At 56.2% G+C, this 15,764-nt stretch carries 17 protein-coding genes; 11 read left to right on the forward strand and 6 right to left on the reverse strand.

What is annotated here, in order from left to right; translation table 11 throughout:
* Nucleotides 1-102 precede the first annotated feature (102 nt).
* The 4 genes from AC2FMY_RS11020 (at nucleotide 103) to uvrC (ending at nucleotide 5,001) form a co-directional block, all read left to right on the forward strand.
* Nucleotides 103-900, forward strand: a complete 798-nt coding sequence (locus tag AC2FMY_RS11020; protein WP_496747394.1) for a S49 family peptidase — start codon at nucleotides 103-105, stop codon at nucleotides 898-900.
* 168 nt (nucleotides 901-1,068) lie between these two features.
* Nucleotides 1,069-2,031, forward strand: coding sequence for a calcium/sodium antiporter (locus AC2FMY_RS11025; RefSeq protein ID WP_480748644.1), 963 nt, complete (start codon nucleotides 1,069-1,071; stop codon nucleotides 2,029-2,031).
* Between the two features lie 24 nt (nucleotides 2,032-2,055).
* The gene (locus AC2FMY_RS11030; RefSeq protein ID WP_496747396.1) at nucleotides 2,056-2,835 is read left to right on the forward strand and encodes an SDR family oxidoreductase; all 780 of its coding nucleotides are present in this window, start codon (nucleotides 2,056-2,058) and stop codon (nucleotides 2,833-2,835) included.
* Nucleotides 2,836-3,126: 291 nt separating this feature from the next.
* Entirely contained in the window at nucleotides 3,127-5,001 is a 1,875-nt protein-coding gene (gene uvrC / locus AC2FMY_RS11035) for an excinuclease ABC subunit UvrC (RefSeq protein WP_496747397.1), read from the forward strand.
* Here the strand turns inward: uvrC and AC2FMY_RS11040 are convergent.
* On the reverse strand, nucleotides 4,998-5,882 hold the full coding sequence (locus AC2FMY_RS11040; protein ID WP_480748647.1) for a DMT family transporter: 885 nt from the start codon (nucleotides 5,880-5,882) through the stop codon (nucleotides 4,998-5,000). The genes uvrC and AC2FMY_RS11040 overlap by 4 nt on opposite strands.
* A 174-nt stretch (nucleotides 5,883-6,056) precedes the next feature.
* Between AC2FMY_RS11040 and pgsA the strand changes: the two genes are divergently transcribed.
* Genes pgsA through AC2FMY_RS11055 form a run of 3 tightly spaced genes read left to right on the forward strand, consistent with a single transcriptional unit; the run spans nucleotide 6,057 to nucleotide 7,423 of the window.
* Nucleotides 6,057-6,725 carry a CDP-diacylglycerol--glycerol-3-phosphate 3-phosphatidyltransferase gene (gene pgsA / locus AC2FMY_RS11045; protein ID WP_480748648.1) on the forward strand — a complete coding sequence of 223 codons (669 nt, stop codon included), beginning with the start codon at nucleotides 6,057-6,059 and terminating at the stop codon, nucleotides 6,723-6,725.
* A gap of 3 nt (nucleotides 6,726-6,728) precedes the next feature.
* On the forward strand, nucleotides 6,729-6,974 hold the full coding sequence (gene moaD / locus AC2FMY_RS11050) for a molybdopterin converting factor subunit 1 (protein ID WP_480748649.1): 246 nt from the start codon (nucleotides 6,729-6,731) through the stop codon (nucleotides 6,972-6,974).
* Nucleotides 6,975-6,979: 5 nt separating this feature from the next.
* Complete coding sequence (locus tag AC2FMY_RS11055; protein WP_496747399.1) at nucleotides 6,980-7,423, forward strand: molybdenum cofactor biosynthesis protein MoaE; 444 nt, start codon at nucleotides 6,980-6,982, stop codon at nucleotides 7,421-7,423.
* Between the two features lie 35 nt (nucleotides 7,424-7,458).
* On the opposite strand, the gene AC2FMY_RS11060 is transcribed toward AC2FMY_RS11055, so the two are convergent.
* From AC2FMY_RS11060 to ubiA, 3 genes are all read right to left on the reverse strand, one after another.
* Nucleotides 7,459-7,773, reverse strand: a complete 315-nt coding sequence (locus AC2FMY_RS11060; RefSeq protein WP_496747401.1) for a hypothetical protein — start codon at nucleotides 7,771-7,773, stop codon at nucleotides 7,459-7,461.
* Between the two features lies 1 nt (nucleotide 7,774).
* Nucleotides 7,775-9,691, reverse strand: a complete 1,917-nt coding sequence (locus AC2FMY_RS11065) for an OmpA family protein (RefSeq protein ID WP_496807384.1) — start codon at nucleotides 9,689-9,691, stop codon at nucleotides 7,775-7,777.
* Between the two features lie 66 nt (nucleotides 9,692-9,757).
* Nucleotides 9,758-10,720: a 4-hydroxybenzoate octaprenyltransferase gene (gene ubiA / locus AC2FMY_RS11070; protein WP_496807385.1), complete on the reverse strand. Its 963-nt coding sequence runs from the start codon at nucleotides 10,718-10,720 to the stop codon at nucleotides 9,758-9,760.
* Between the two features lie 12 nt (nucleotides 10,721-10,732).
* Between ubiA and AC2FMY_RS11075 the strand changes: the two genes are divergently transcribed.
* The 4 genes from AC2FMY_RS11075 to AC2FMY_RS11090 all read left to right on the forward strand — a co-directional run bounded on the left by AC2FMY_RS11075 (nucleotide 10,733) and on the right by AC2FMY_RS11090 (nucleotide 14,224).
* Nucleotides 10,733-11,458, forward strand: a complete 726-nt coding sequence (locus tag AC2FMY_RS11075) for a 16S rRNA (uracil(1498)-N(3))-methyltransferase (RefSeq protein ID WP_496807386.1) — start codon at nucleotides 10,733-10,735, stop codon at nucleotides 11,456-11,458.
* A complete protein-coding gene (locus AC2FMY_RS11080) occupies nucleotides 11,455-12,261 on the forward strand; it encodes a hypothetical protein (RefSeq protein WP_496807387.1) in 807 nt (268 codons plus the stop codon). Before AC2FMY_RS11075 ends, AC2FMY_RS11080 begins: the two co-directional genes overlap by 4 nt.
* Nucleotides 12,258-12,785, forward strand: coding sequence for a hypothetical protein (locus AC2FMY_RS11085; RefSeq protein ID WP_496748352.1), 528 nt, complete (start codon nucleotides 12,258-12,260; stop codon nucleotides 12,783-12,785). The genes AC2FMY_RS11080 and AC2FMY_RS11085 overlap by 4 nt, the downstream gene beginning before the upstream one ends.
* Nucleotides 12,786-12,853: 68 nt before the next feature.
* Nucleotides 12,854-14,224: a glutamate--cysteine ligase gene (locus tag AC2FMY_RS11090; protein ID WP_496807388.1), complete on the forward strand. Its 1,371-nt coding sequence runs from the start codon at nucleotides 12,854-12,856 to the stop codon at nucleotides 14,222-14,224.
* A 71-nt stretch (nucleotides 14,225-14,295) separates the two neighbouring features.
* On the opposite strand, the gene AC2FMY_RS11095 is transcribed toward AC2FMY_RS11090, so the two are convergent.
* A complete protein-coding gene (locus tag AC2FMY_RS11095; protein WP_480748658.1) occupies nucleotides 14,296-14,829 on the reverse strand; it encodes an outer membrane protein in 534 nt (177 codons plus the stop codon).
* A 268-nt stretch (nucleotides 14,830-15,097) separates the two neighbouring features.
* Complete coding sequence (locus AC2FMY_RS11100) at nucleotides 15,098-15,574, reverse strand: YHS domain-containing (seleno)protein (protein WP_480748659.1); 477 nt, start codon at nucleotides 15,572-15,574, stop codon at nucleotides 15,098-15,100.
* Nucleotides 15,575-15,764: the final 190 nt, after the last annotated feature.

A 15,764-nucleotide genomic window follows, 5' to 3' on the forward strand; every position in this document is an offset into this window, starting at 1 on the left:
CGTTGCATTTTTGCCCTCCGATTGTTTGAATTTGGTTCACGTTTCGCTTCTGTCACGTGGGGCGTCTTGTTTACGGCTTGGCCGCACTCTACATCGGCATCCATGAACTTTCGCCTGCCGTTTCTAAAAAAACCGCCAGTTGTGGCCGTGGTCCGTTTGTCCGGTGCCATCGGGATGGTCGGGCGTGCGTCGCTGAATGACAATGCGCTGACACCAGTGCTGGAGAAGGCATTTCGCAAGGGTAAACCCGTTGCGGTGGCACTGGAGATCAACTCGCCGGGTGGTTCGCCGGTGCAAAGCTCACTGATCGGCGCCCGCATCCGGCGTTTGAGTGAAGAACTGAAAATCCCGGTTTTCGCCTTTGTCGAGGATGTGGCAGCCTCGGGCGGTTATTGGCTCGCTGTCGCGGCGGATGAAATCTGGGCTGATGACAGCTCGGTTCTGGGGTCCATCGGCGTGATTTCCGCCGGGTTCGGAGCGCATGTATTTCTGGCGCGACAGGGGATTGAACGTCGCGTGCACACCGCAGGAAAGTCCAAATCGATGCTGGATCCTTTCGCGCCGGAAAAAGAGGATGATGTCGAACGACTCAATGTCCTTCTCGAAGACATTCATGCTAATTTCATCGCTCATGTTCGAAATCGCCGCGGAGACAAATTAAACCGGGGCGAGGACTTGTTCACCGGTGAGGTCTGGTTGGCCAAGCGAGCAACCGAACTTGGCCTGATCGACGGAGTTGGTCATCTGAAGCCCAAGATGCAGGAACGATTTGGCCAGAAGGTCAAGTTTCGACGCTATGGCGTGCGCCGCCCGATCTGGACGCGGTTTGGGGCACAGGTGGCGCAGGATGCTATCGCTGGCGTAGAGGAACGCGCAGCCTACGCGCGTTTCGGGCTTTGACGTGATCATCAAGGCTGTCACCCTTTTTCTCATTGGCATGGCCGTTCTGGCGATGTTCGGAAAACTCAGGTTTCCCGGGCAAAAGCGGTTGGCGTCAGCGCGGTGCAAGCGCTGTGGACGTTTTCGGATCGGCAAGGGTCCCTGTGCCTGCGAAAAAGGGGGGCGGACATGACCGCATGGGTATTATCAGCGCTGGGCCTGTTGATTCTGTTGCTGGCTGGCGATGCGCTGGTTCGGGGGGCGGTAAATCTCAGTTTGCGCCTTGGAGTTCCCGCGTTGATCGTGAGCCTGACCATCGTCGCGTTCGGGACTTCTGCGCCGGAACTCCTGATTGCGATCAAGGCGGTGCAGGAAAATGCACCGGGTATTGCACTAGGCAACGTCGTCGGTTCGAATACAGCCAATATCCTGCTGGTTCTGGGCATACCCGCTATGCTTGCCACCCTTCACACTAGCGAGTGCAATACGCGGCGGAACTATGTGTTCATGCTGATCGCGTCCGTACTGTTCATTGCGCTGGCATTCTGCGGTACGTTCACGCTGGCTAGTGGGGCCATCCTGTTGGTGGGATTGTTCTTGATCCTGATGAACGCCTTTCGGCAGGCGCATGCGCACCGCAAGGCTTGCAACGGCGCTTGTGCGGACGAGGAAGGTCTTGAAACGCTGGAAGAAGCTGATCCGGACATGCCGTATTGGCGCGTCGCTGTTTACTTGATCCTTGGATTGATTGGTTTGCCGATGGGGGCGCATCTGTTGGTGGACAATGCCGCCATCATCGCCCGAACCTACGGTGTCAGCGAAACCGTGATCGGCCTGACTTTGATTGCTGTTGGCACTTCTTTGCCTGAACTGGCGACGACTGTCATGGCAGCCCTCAGGCGTCAGGCCGACGTAGCACTTGGCAACGTGATTGGTTCGAACATGTTCAACCTGTTGGCCATTGTCGGGATTGCCACTCTGTTTGGAAACATCGAAGTCGATCCGGAGTTTCTGGAATTCGACCTGTGGGTCATGCTGGGGGCATCGCTTTTGTTGATCCCCTTTGTGTTTCTCCAGCAGAACATCACCCGTTTTTGGGGGCTTGCGCTGACGGGGCTCTACGGGATTTATGTGGTTGCCGTACTGACCTGAGGTCTCAGAAACAGGGAGATTTGCATGACCCGAGCTCTCGTGACCGGCGCCGGACTGCGTTTGGGTCGTGCCATGGCCCTGTACCTTGCTGATCGCGGTTTCGATGTCGTCGTCCACTATGCGCGCTCGCAAGAGCAAGCGGAGGACACCGTGCGGGCGATATCGGCCAAAGGGCGCACAGCAATAAGCTTGCAGGCGGATCTTTTGGATGAGGTACAGACAGTGGCCTTGTTGCCTCGTGCAGCAGAAGCACTGGGAGGGCCGATCACCTGTCTTGTCAATAACGCATCTATCTTTGAATACGACAACATTCATACCGCGACTCGGCAGAGTTGGGATCGTCACATGGACAGCAATCTGCGCGCGCCGTTTGTTCTGACGCAGGCGATGGCGAGGCAAGGGTTGGCCCACAGGATGGATGAGTTTGGTGAACCCGTTGCGTCGGGTCTAATTGTCAACATGGTCGACATGCGGGTAAGGAAACCAACGCCCGAGTTCATGACTTACTCATTGGCCAAAATGGGGCTTTGGGCTTTGACGCGCACGGCGGCTCAAGCATTGACGCCAGCCATCCGTGTGAATGCTATTGGTCCCGGACCCACGTTGCAGGGACATCGGCAAAGCGACGCACATTTTTCTGCCCAAAGAGCGAATACGATCTTGGAACGGGGCGCGCACCCGTCTGACATTACCGCCGCGTTGGGATATTTTCTGGACGCCCCGGCAGTCACCGGGCAGTTACTTTGCGTCGACGGCGGACAGCATTTGGGATGGCGTACACCGGATGTTCTGGGACCCGAATAACGAGTATACGCTGCAAGTTTTGCACCGCTCTCAAAAGCGTTACCGATACGTTACAAAAATGTCTTTTGTTTCATATACTTGTCAGGCCATCAAAAAAATATATCGAAGAATCAAGCAGTTATGATAATGCCTATTTTTTGTGCAACTCAAGGAAGGCACCTGTAAACAAGGAAAAATCCCGATGCCCCAAAAGTTATCGGCACACTTATCCACAGAAATCGTGGATTTGTTTTCTCTTGAAATCGGTGCTCCAAGATTGCAGCCATGGCCAGAGAATCATAGTTCAAGGCAATGACGCACCACGGCGACGATATTCCTGCAATCCCACAGACAGGCTATGCCTGTATTCAGGGATATATGAAAACTCTGGACAGTTCACCCGGTGTATATCGGATGCTCGATGCTGATAGTCGGGTGCTTTATGTCGGCAAGGCGCGGAACTTGCGGGCACGGGTTTCGAACTATACCAGGCCGGGTCATTCAGGGCGGATCGAGCGAATGATAGCGGCCACCGCTTCGATGATGTTTCTGACTACCAAGACTGAAACCGAAGCGTTGCTGCTAGAACAGAACCTGATCAAGCAACTTAAGCCCAAATACAATGTGCTGCTGCGCGACGACAAAAGCTTTCCCAATATTCTGGTGGCCAAGGATCACCCCTTTTCCCAGATCAAGAAACACCGTGGCGCGAAGAAGGAAAAGGGCGCCTATTTTGGTCCCTTTGCCAGTGCGGGAGCCGTGAACCGCACGCTGAACCAGCTGCAAAAGGCCTTTCTTCTGCGCAACTGTTCGGATTCGATGTTTGATAGCCGTACGCGACCTTGTCTGCTTTACCAAATCAAACGTTGTTCAGGACCATGTGTTGGACTGATCTCCGAAGCGGACTACCGTGAAAGCGTCAAGGATGCCGAAAGGTTTTTGTCCGGTCGGTCGACCAAGGTGCAAGAGGATTTGGCAGCACAGATGATGGCAGCATCGGAGGCGATGGAATTTGAGCGCGCCGCCAGCTTGCGCGACCGCATACGGGCACTGACGCAGGTGCAGACGAGTCAGGGTATCAATCCTCGCGGTGTCACCGAAGCGGATGTCATCGGACTCTACATGGAAAGCGGGCAGGCTTGTGTTCAGGTATTCTTTATCCGCGCCAACCAGAACTGGGGCAACAAGGACTTTTATCCGCGTGTTGGGCCGGACGTTTCGCCTGCCGAAGTGATGGAGGCTTTCCTTGGCCAGTTTTACGACAACAAGGAACCGCCCCGGCAATTGATCCTGTCCGACGAAATTGAAAACGCTGACTTGATGCAGGAGGCCTTGACGGGAAAAGTTAGACGCAAGGTCGAAATCCTGGTCCCCCAACGTGGCGAGAAGCATGAGTTGGTGACCGGTGCACTAAGAAATGCGCGCGAGTCTCTTGCCCGCCGCATGTCCGAAAGTGCTACGCAAGCCAAGCTGTTGCGCGGCATTGCCGAGGCGTTTGAACTGGACGGGCCGCCGAACCGGATCGAAGTCTATGACAACTCACATATTCAAGGCACAAGCGCGGTCGGCGGCATGATTGTGGCCGGGCCGGATGGGTTCATGAAAAACGCCTATCGCAAATTCAATATCCGTGGCGACGACCTGACACCGGGCGACGATTTTGGAATGATGAAAGAAGTTCTAGGCCGCCGCTTTTCCCGGTTGCTGAAAGAAGACCCGGACCGGGACAAAGGGTTGTGGCCGGATTTGCTTCTGATCGACGGTGGTTCTGGACAGGTCGGTGCTGTGCACGAGATAATGTCCCAACACGGGGTCGAGGATATTCCGATAGTAGGTGTCGCAAAGGGAATAGACCGCGACCACGGCAAAGAGGAGTTCCACCGCATTGGCCAGCGCCCTTTTGCGCTGAAACGCAATGACCCGGTGCTGTATTTCATCCAGCGCTTGCGTGATGAAGCACACCGGTTTGCTATCGGCACCCACCGTGCCAAACGGGCCAAAGCCGTCGGCGCGACCCCGTTGGACGAAATTCCCGGTGTGGGTATGGCCCGCAAGCGGGCACTTCTGACTCATTTCGGCAGTGCCAAGGCTGTCAGCCGGGCAAATTTGGCAGACCTTAAAGCGGTCGAAGGGATATCAGCCGGGTTGGCGCAAAAGGTGTATGATTTCTTCCACGACAAGGGTTAGGCCCGCCGCCCGCGCCACAGTATATAAAGCCCCGAGGTCACGATCAGCGCGCTTCCGATCCACATGTTTCGATCCAGGCTTTCGCCGAACATTATCACGCCCAAAACAATACCGAACAGCAAACGCGTGTAGCGGAACGGGGTGACGACCGAAACCTCGCCCGTGCGCATCGCTTTCATCAGTGCGGTATAGGCTATTACCCCCATCAGAACCGCGCCGCTCAGATGCTGGCATGTGTGCAAGCTAAGCGGTGCAATTGGCGCAACTTCCCATAATCGATAGACAAGACCTGCAACGATGATGCTAAGAAAGCCATAAAATCCAAGAACTTCAGCCCCCAAGTTGGTCGGGGCCGCGCGACTGGCCAGATCGCGTCCGGCAAAGCCCAGCATGCCCAGCACTGCCAGAATCGACAGGGCGGAAAAACTGTTACCAGTTGGTTGCAAAAAAAGGATGACACCGATCATGCCGACGATAATGGCGCTCCACTGTCGCCAGCGAACGGTTTCGCCAAAAAACAGCGCCGCCCCCGCGACCACGACAAGAGGCGTGGCTTGCAAGATGACGGTAGCCGAGGACAAGGGTGTCAGGGCGATGGCCAGAAAATAGAACAACCGGCCAAGTACTTCGAACACCCCCCTTACCTTCATCGGGCGTGACAGCACATCGGGTTGAAACAGACGAACCCTGCGTACCTGCGCCACGCCCGCGAAAACAACGGCTCCGCCAGCACCAAACAGTACTAAAACCTGCCAAATTGGCAAAGAGGCAAAGGCCGCCTTCAGCAGCGAGTCTTCCAGTGCAAAGCCCGCCATCGCGGCAATCATCCAAAGACTGCCGGCCAAATTCGATCGGGCATCGGTTCGGATTTGGGTAGTCATGATGCGCTTTCTGGCTTGGCTCTGTCGCGCAAACTGACTGCAATACTGGCAAAGGCCAACCCGTATCGTTCAGAGACTTCAAGACTGCGGCGCTTTGACCAAGCTTCTGTGATAAGTCGAGTTTTTTGGCACTTTGGCTTTTCTGTCCGTAACCGCCGATGTAGGGTCCGCTGCATGAAATGGAACTTGCCCAATATCCTGACTGTTCTGCGCCTTTTGGCTGCCCCCGGGCTGGCTGTGATGTTTTTGTACTTTACCCGGCCTTATGCGGATTGGTTCGCGTTGATTCTATTCGTGACCGCCGCAGTTACCGACTGGTTCGACGGATATTTGGCCCGGGCATGGAAACAGGAAACCAAGATGGGTGCGATGATGGACCCGATCGCCGATAAGGCAATGGTAGTCATCGCATTGATGATTATCGTCGGGTATTCCGCTGAACATTGGACACCCTGGTTGGTGCTGCCTGCCACGTTCATCCTGTTTCGCGAGGTTTTCGTTTCCGGTTTGCGCGAGTATCTTGGCGATGTCTCAGGCACGCTCAAGGTGACTAAGCTTGCCAAGTGGAAGACAACATCACAGATGATTGCCATCGCGGTTTTGTTCGGTCAGGGGATATTCGAGCACTACCTGGTGATGTCCTCGTTCGGGATGGATCAGCAGTTGGTCGAGCAGATCATGACCGGGCAGGTGGAAGACCTTCACGGCTTGCGCTGGAAATACCACGGTATGGTCTGGGCCGGGCGTGTTGGTCTGTGGTTGCTGTGGATTGCAGCTGGTCTGACGTTGATCACCGGCTATGATTACCTACGTAAAGCTATGCCGCATCTGAAGGATACGTAAGACATGGACATTCTGTATTTCGCCTGGGTTCGCGAACGCATCGGATTGCCGAAAGAAAGAGTTGAAACCAATGCGGCGACTGTTTCGGAATTGGTCGATGAGTTGCGGATGCGCGAGGTCCGGTACGAAGTGGCTTTTGCCGACCTCTCGGCGCTTCGGGTGGCTCTGGATCAGGAGCTTTCGGATTTTGATGCCTCTTTGTCCGGCGTCAGAGAGGTTGCGTTCTTTCCGCCCATGACCGGAGGGTGATTTCCGTGCGCGTAGCTGTTCAGGAAGAACCCTTCGATCTAGGGACAGAAGTCAGTTCTTTCGCTGCCAGAGGAGCGGCAAACGGTGCCATCGTGACGTTCACAGGGGTGGTGCGTGATCTTGCGGAGGACGATCTCGCCGTGATGGAGATCGAGCATTACCCCGGTATGACCGAGAAAGCATTGTCGAAAATCGCTCTGGAAGCGAAAGAACGTTGGGCATTGGGTGATGTTCTAGTCATCCATCGTTATGGCCGGCTCGCACCCGGTGACCGGATCATGATGGTCGCCACTGCGGCCCGCCATCGCAAGGATGCCTTCGAGGCTGCCGAGTATTTGATGGACTACCTGAAGTCTCGGGCACCGTTCTGGAAAAAGGAAATCACAGCTGGTGGCGCTGGTTGGGTTGCAGCCAAGGATGAAGACGAAGACGCTTTGGCCCGTTGGTAGTTCGGTTGTTCCCTGGGTAAAACTAGCCTTTGTGCTTAGCCTGCCAATTGTACCCTTAACTCTTCGGCTTCTTGCCGTGCCGCTCGCAATCCATCCATCGCCGCGGACAGTTCCGCTTCTGTCTGTGTTAACTGATTGGTTAATTCGGCTTCGCGCTGCTGAAGATACGTGATCGCCTGATCGCGGGTTTCTTCCGCTTCGTGCAACTCCCGACTCATACGGTCCAGATCAGCCACGTCGCTTTGGCGAACACGGGACAGCCGGTGAACCAGCCAGTTGGTGAACCAGCCCAGTGAAAACGCCACGAACAGGATGATCGCGGTGGCGATAATGAATTCGGTTCTGTTCATGTCACTGATCCTCTGCCTGCTCTTGCGATGTGTTGTCCGCCTGTTTCCCGGTCGGCCGCTCTTTTGCCTGTTCCGCCGCCTCCAGCCCGGTCTTACGCTCGGTCACGGGTTCAGGGCGAACCAGCCTGAAATCGATCCGCCGATTCTCTTCGCGGCCTTCTTCGGTCCCGTTATCCCCGATCGGCTGGCTTTCGCCATAGCCGATCGCGGCGAAACTCGACGTTGGCACGCGCCGGGCGCGCAGTTCGTTGAGAATAGACTGCGCGCGCGCTTGGCTAAGTTTCTGGTTCATCTCTTCGCGGCCCTGGCTGTCGGTGTGGCCTTGAATTTCCATCCGGATTGGTCCGCATTCTCTCAGGATGTTCGCAATTCGGTTCACCGTTTCCAAGGAGTCGGTCGACACCGTGGTAGAGCCGGGTTCGAATGTGATTTTGTTGCCTTGCTGAATAACGGCTATGTCTGCTTCGCACACTTCCGGGTCCGGCAATGCATCCTCGGGTTCGGGCAGGGGTTCGAAACTGATGTCCAGCTTGAAGTCCTGAGCCTCGCCTAGTTTGTCGGATAGCAACCGTGATATGTCTGCATTTGCATCTTCGTCATGACTCATGCCGCGGATGATGACTGTTTCCACTGTTACCGAAAGAGATCCATTGTGAAGGCGAGACAAGGCGTCGAGACCGGCAAGAACTCGGACTGACCAGTCGGCGGGCAAATCAGGCACGACGCGAGTGGCCATGTGTACGGCTTCTGATCCGAATGCGGCCTTGGCATAACTGTCGACCATCTCCCTCAGCAATTCGTCTCCCAGGCGTCCGCGCAGTTGCACCAAACCCTCGGGGCTACGTGTCGCAGTAAACTCCAATACCTCGGCGGCAGTTTTGACTTCAGGTTCGGGCAGAACGGCGTGCAGTGCGAACACGTCGGGCAAGCTGTTCTCCAACTCTCCGACGACCCTGTCAAACGTCGACTGATCCGTTCCTTGCTGCGCGACCAGCGTGATATCCGCGTCCGCTATTGTGACGCTGCCACGTCCAAGCTCGGCCAGGGCGCCGATGCTGAGCTCTGCAGCGCTTGCCCACCGCGGAGACGGAACACCCAATCCGATAGTGCAGTTGATCTTGCCGGTAAGGCCAACACGATGTGCGGCGGCGATAATGCGATCCCTTGCTGTTTCGTCTTGTGCCGAACACGCGTCGAAACGCCCTCCTGATTCGTCGATCAGATAACGAAGAGTGAAAGGGGTGATAACCGGGCGGGGGGCTGAAATCGCAAGTCCGATGCGCAAGCTCGGCGGTGCGGCCTTTGTGAGTTCCTGCTCTAGACGCACCTTTTCCTTGGGACTGTCCGCGATTGCCGTGACCTTGACCAGCCCGCCGCTGGCAGAAACCTTAGCGCGGGGTAACCGGGATAGCGCGGAAATGGCATAAGCAAGCGCATCGTCCCACCCCCTCGGCTTGGGATAGTCCGCTGTCTCCATCAAATCCGATACCCGTGCTTGCCGGTCCAAGGCTTGCAGGGATGAAATGAGTCCTTCGCGATCCTCGGTTGCGGGGATCAGGCCAATAACGGATATCCCGCTGTCATTGCGCAGAATTTCCGCTGAAAATCTGGGTGGTGCCAGATCGGCGGTCGGCGCAATATCCAACTCGTCGATGACGCGGGAAGGGTCAACTTCGGCACCCGCAACCGTTAGGGCATTGAAACGGGCACCTTCGTCAGCGGCGGTTCCAGTCAAAATGACTCGTAACCCGTCGGCTTGAACCTCCGCCCAGTTATGCCCCTTCAGGTCCAGCGCCCGCCGAATAGACGCTTCGGAACTTTGCTCGACAGCGGTTACGGCAAAGCTAGCGCCAAACAGACACAGTCCGGCCGCCATCACAAATGTCAGAGCGACCACGAGGGAAAAGGGAACTCGCATATGCAGATCGGGTATCTCGTCATGCTTTTGGCCGGGAGTCTTACAACCGCCCGGCCCAAGGTGCAATCACAGCAGCAGTGCAATCCCGAAGAAGATCAGCGGAATAAGGCCGGTGTCGCGGTTGGCGCGAAAAAGCTGCAGCAGTTTGGCGTTATTCTCGATATCGAGGCCTCGCAGTTGCCACGCCATATGCCAGCCCATCGCCCAAGGCCCCGCAATCGCAAGAACCATTGCCATGATCGACGCATCGGGCAGGGCCGCCTCGATCACGGCCAATCCCATCAGGCTGACGGTGGCAATCAGAAAGTACTTCAGCCATTTCGCGGTATCGGTGCCAAACAGGCGGGCTGTAGACTTGATGCCGATAAGTTCGTCGTCTTCAGTATCCTGATGCGCATATATCGTGTCATAAAAAAGGGTCCACGATATGCCGGCCAAATACAGAAGAATAGCGGGCCAGCCCACTGTGCCACTGTGGGCGGCCCAGGCCAGCAGGGCGCCCCAGTTGAAGGCCAGACCAAGAAACACCTGTGGCCACCATGTGAAGCGTTTGGCAAAGGGATAGATTGTGACGGGTAACAGCGAAAGAACACCCATAGCAATTGCTGCCATGTTGAAGGTCAAAAGAATCATCAAGGCAAGCAGGCACTGTACCACCATCCAGATCACCGCTTTTCGAACCGTGACCTGCCCTGAGGGAATGGGTCGCGAGCGTGTTCGTTCCACCTTGCCGTCGAAATCCCGATCTGTAATGTCGTTCCAAGTGCAGCCCGCACCGCGCATAAGAAAAGCTCCAAGGGCGCATCCGATGCCGATCCACAAATCCGTCCATTCGGGATCCCCACCATCCAGAACAGCAAGGGCCAACCCCCACCAGCAAGGGATCAGCAACAGCCACGTTCCAATGGGACGATCCGCGCGAGACAACCGGAGATAGGGCCGGGTAAAGGCGGGGGCGTGGGTGTCAACCCAGTTGTCCTTGATCGCGTCGGCGACTTGTCCGTCTGGTGTTGGGGCTTTGCCTTGCATATGTAGGGTCTCATGAGTGCGAAAATCAGGCTGTATGTAGAGCACCGATTGGGTGCGGGGCAATCGGTTCCTTTGACGCGCGAACAGGCGCATTACCTGTTCGGCGTGATGCGCCTTGGCATTGGCGCTCCTGTTGCCCTGTTCAACGGGCAGGACGGTGAGTGGCAGACCGAGGTGTTGGAAACTGGAAAGAAGGGTGGCGTATTGCGATGCATCCAGCAGACACGCACGTTGCAGATGCCCCCGGATTTGTGGCTTCTGTTCGCGCCCATCAAAAAGGCACGAACCGATTTCATCGTGGAAAAGGCCGCCGAGATGGGAGCTGCACAAATCATTCCGGTTCAGACGGATTTCACCAATTCCGAGCGCATACGTCAGGATCGACTGCAAGCTCACGCGATCGAGGCTGCCGAGCAATGCGGCGGAACATTCGTTCCCAAGGTCAGCGACCTGACAAAACTGGATCGGTTGCTGGATCAATGGCCTGAAGGCCGCCGACTGATGTTCTGCGACGAGGCCGAGGCCGGATCGGCCTTGCGCCTGACGAAAAGTGAAAAAGGCCAACCCTGGGCGATTCTCATTGGCCCTGAAGGTGGATTTTCAGAAAAGGAGCGCACCCGGTTGTCCACATTGCCCTTTTCCCATGTGGTCAGCCTTGGCCCTCGTATCTTGCGTGCAGATACGGCTGCGGTTGCCGCAATGACCTTATGGCAGCAGGTATTGGGGGACTGGAGGTGACGGCACCTCGCCTGCATGTGCTGACGGCCATTAACTCGGACCGTGCAGTGGTCCTGCGACGCGGGCCGAGCGATCAGGTGGCATCCATTCTTTGGGACCGAAAAAAAGACACCATTGAATTGGGTCAATGGCTTAATGGGCGCATTCACGAGTACCGCTCGGACATTTCGCCAGACGGGAAATATCTCGTCTATTTCGCCGGGCGCGGGGGGCGGTGTTGGACGGCCGTGTCGCGCGCGCCCTGGTTGCGGGCAATTTCCTATTGGCCTCAGTCGCACAGCTGGCATGGAGGAGGTGCATTTACTGAAATCGGCGCACTGTGGCTGAATGGAGCGGAAGCGCCAGCTGAAATGCAAGATGGATTGCGGCCTGCCGCTACAGATGCGTTTTCCCATTCCACCGACGGGTTTCACATGGGCGGACTGGTGGCCGAGAAAATGCGCCTTCGTGGCTGGACGCACGTTTGTGGCGACCGGTACGAGACGATCCTGCGCAAACCCGTATCAAGCGGTTGGGCTTTGCAATGCGGGTTTCGTATTGGGGAAAAGAACCGGGCTTTGGTATCCAGCAATTATGCCCTGATAGGCCCTGGGACCGACGCGGTTGTTGATCTGCCGGGTTGGGAATGGGCCGATCTTTGGCAAGGAGAAATACAATGGGCCGAAAAAGGCGTGTTGTGGCAGGCCCGTTTGGCAGATGATGGAGACCTTGAAGATCGTGTCCAGAAGTACGATTTCACTGACATGACCTACGATGCGATCAAGGCGCCCTACAAGGGTGTTCAGGGAAGCCCCGAAACATGAGCTTTGTTCGTCCCGAAGCCAAGGCGGCCATGTGGCGCTGGCGCGAGATTCTGGTTGCTGCTGCGATGATGCTGGTTGGTATCAGCTGGATTGGTGGTCCGGGCGGGTTATTGGGCTGGCTGGGTTGGGTGTTGATTGTCGTTTCAGTCGCGTTGACGGTCATAGGTATTCAGCGGGGACGGTTTCGCAACGGTGCAGGTGGGCCCGGTGTCGTTTCGGTTGACGAAGGCCAGATTTCCTATCTGGGTCCTCTGACTGGCGGAGTGGTCGCCGCGCGTGAACTGGAGCGTTTGGCGCTTGATCCAACCACTCGGCCCGCGCATTGGGTGTTGGAGCAACCAGATCAACCCAGTCTTCACATCCCGGTTAATGCCGAAGGTGCCGAGGCGCTTTTTGACGTCTTTTCGTCCCTTCCCGGAATAAAAACCGAACAGATGCTGTCGGAGCTTTCAGGACGCGCGGTTCACCCGGTCGTGATCTGGGAACGTCATCCTTCTCGTCCACAGGGGTTGCGGTTGCATTGACACCGGAGGCGTTTACCCTCAGGACTTCCCCCTACATTTTCTAGAGACCCAGCATCGGAGCGCGGCCTATGTCTATCCCTCAGTCCGGCGGAGGACCGATTGAACGCCATGAACAACTGGCCGAATACCTGGCGGATGGATGCAAGCCCAAGGTCGAGTGGCGCATCGGAACCGAGCATGAAAAGTTCGGCTATTGCAAGGACACGCTCAAGCCGCTCCCATACGAGGGGGAACGCTCGATTCAAGCCGTGCTTGAAGGGTTGCGCGACTTGCATGGTTGGGCACCATTGGAAGAAGGCGGTAAGCTGATCGGGCTGACCAAGGACGGTGCCAACGTTTCGCTCGAACCGGGTGGTCAACTGGAACTCAGCGGAGCGCCGCTGGAAACGATCCACGAAACCTGTGACGAGGTAAACGCGCATCTGCGTGACGTCAAGGATATCGCTGACAAGATCGGTGTGGGCTTTATCGGTCTGGGCGCGGCCCCGATCTGGCGGCACGAGGACATGCCGTTGATGCCCAAGGGCCGCTACAAGCTGATGGACAGTTATATGCAAAAGGTCGGCACCATGGGCACCACCATGATGCGGCGGACCTGTACGGTTCAGGTCAATCTTGATTTCGCCTCCGAAGCAGACATGGTCCAGAAACTGCGCGTCGCCATCGCGTTGCAACCGGTGGCCACGGCATTGTTCGCCAACTCGCCGTTCCTTGACGGCAAGCCCAATGGTCACAAATCGTGGCGTTCGCGGGTATGGCGCGACCTGGATGCCGACCGTACCGGGATGGTACCTTTTGTCTTCGAAGAAGGTTTCGGATTCGAACGTTGGGTGGAATATGCGCTCGATGTTCCGATGTACTTTGTCTATCGCGATGGGAAATACATCGACGCGCTGGGCCAGTCGTTCCGTGACTTCCTCAAAGGCGAATTGCCCGCATTACCGGGAGAGACGCCGACATTGTCCGATTGGGCGGATCATCTGACCACTCTTTTTCCTGAGGCCCGGATCAAGAAGTTTATCGAAATGCGCGGTGCCGATGGCGGTCCGTGGCGCCGCTTGTGTGCGCTACCCGCATTCTGGGTCGGGCTGACTTATGAACAATCATCGCTGGATGCGGCGTGGGATCTGGTGAAAGGCTGGGACGCCGAAATCCGCGAGGAGTTGCGCATCGCAGCCAGTAGAGATGGTCTGCAAGCCCAAGTGAATGGTATCAAAATGCATGATCTGGCGCGCGAAGCCGTGGCAATTTCCGAGGCTGGTCTCAAGGCGCGCGCTCGACCCGGTGCCGGAGGACTGGTGCCAGATGAGGCCCATTTCCTCAATGCATTGAAGGACAGCATCGAAACCGGCAAAGTACCGGCAGACGAGTTGCTGGCGCATTACAATGGCGATTGGGATGAAGACCTGACGCGAATTTACCGGGCGTTCAGCTACTGAGCACCTCTGCGGTTACTGTAACCGTGTGTGGCCACACTACCTGAATCCGGTAGTGCGGCCCTCGTTCACTGTCAGAACCGGTAAGCCAGACGAATTTGGAACGTGGTTGCGTCCACATCGACGCCGGTCGAGTTGAAATTGTCAAACTCGTGATAAAGCAATTCGCCGGCAAGGCTTATGTTGGGCACGATGATCTGTTCATATCCTGCGCCGATGAACCAACCGTCATCACTTCCAAAGTTGTCGGTTCCGGCTTCGGCATAGCCTGCAACGCCGTAAAGCAGGCTGTCGGGGTTGATCTTGTATCCCGCCCGCGCTTTCAATCGCCAGACATCCTCGACAGTGGCGGCCCCGGACAGATCGACGTCGGTCCAGTCATAGTCGAACCCGGCGCCAGCGACCCAGGTGCCAAAGTCATAGTCATATCCAAGGATGATACCGCCAATAACACCGTCACCGTCCAGCCCAGATACACTGGTGTCGACGTCGGCATAGCCGATCTCCGCCCCCGCATAAAAGCCGCTCCAATTGCCCGAAGATTGCGCCAACCCCGGCCCCGTCGCCAATGTTGCCAAGGTCGAAACAAGTACCAATTTTCCCGTCATCTCAGTGTCCTTTCGTACAAATGCATTCTTGGGATGCGCATCGGCTCAAAGGGTAGGCCCACTCCGATACACCCCGATCCGCAAAGCGGATCACTGCATTCCCACTTATTCCGAACATTTGATGAGCAGTGCCAGAATCTGTTGGCCCTGCAGGTCCATTAATCAGGACTCATTGATAATCGACAGATTATCCTTCTCAATCAACGGATGCAAATCTCAAGCGGCGGCAGTATGACCTGCCGCCGAAATATCGTATTTTCTCGGCAAGTTATTGCTGCTGCAACGCCGCCGGGTCTTTGTCTGCGATGTCTTCCCAGTTGACACTGGCTTTTTCGATAAAGCCGGGAATATCGCCTTCCCATTTCTGTTGAATTTCTTCCGACAGGTTCAGGTAGAGCTTGTTGTCGACGATCTTCCAGTAGTTTGGATCGCCGTCAAACTTGAAGCCCATCGCCGTGCCAAAGGCGCAATACCCGCCATAAGCCGGAAGATACGCTTCGGGGTTGGCTTCGAACGCGGCCTTGTTTTCTTCAGAGGCAAAACGGTACAGGGCATCGTCATGCAGCGTGGTGATTTTCCAGTTGCCCTTGGTTGCCTCGCCTTCGGTGAAATAAGCAACCGGGTCATAGCCTTGCATTGCCAAGCCCGTTGAAGATGCATTGATTTCCACGCCCGCCGCCAGTGACGAACTTGCCAGCGCGACCGACAGTGCGACGCCACTGAGGAGTGTTTTGATCTTGTTCATGGATTTACCTTTTTATGCGCTGGCCGACCCGCCGAAATTTCGCTCAGCCAACTATGTGAAGACATGAAGTGCCGCGAAATCTGCGTCACGCAACTCGAGTTGGGACGCGCACTGTTCACGTTCAAAACAAACAATTGTGTATGTGCGAGAGCGAAATGAGATTGTGCGGAAATAGAGGGTTCCAGCTTGT

Source organism: Ruegeria sp. YKSE079 (genome assembly GCF_059612845.1).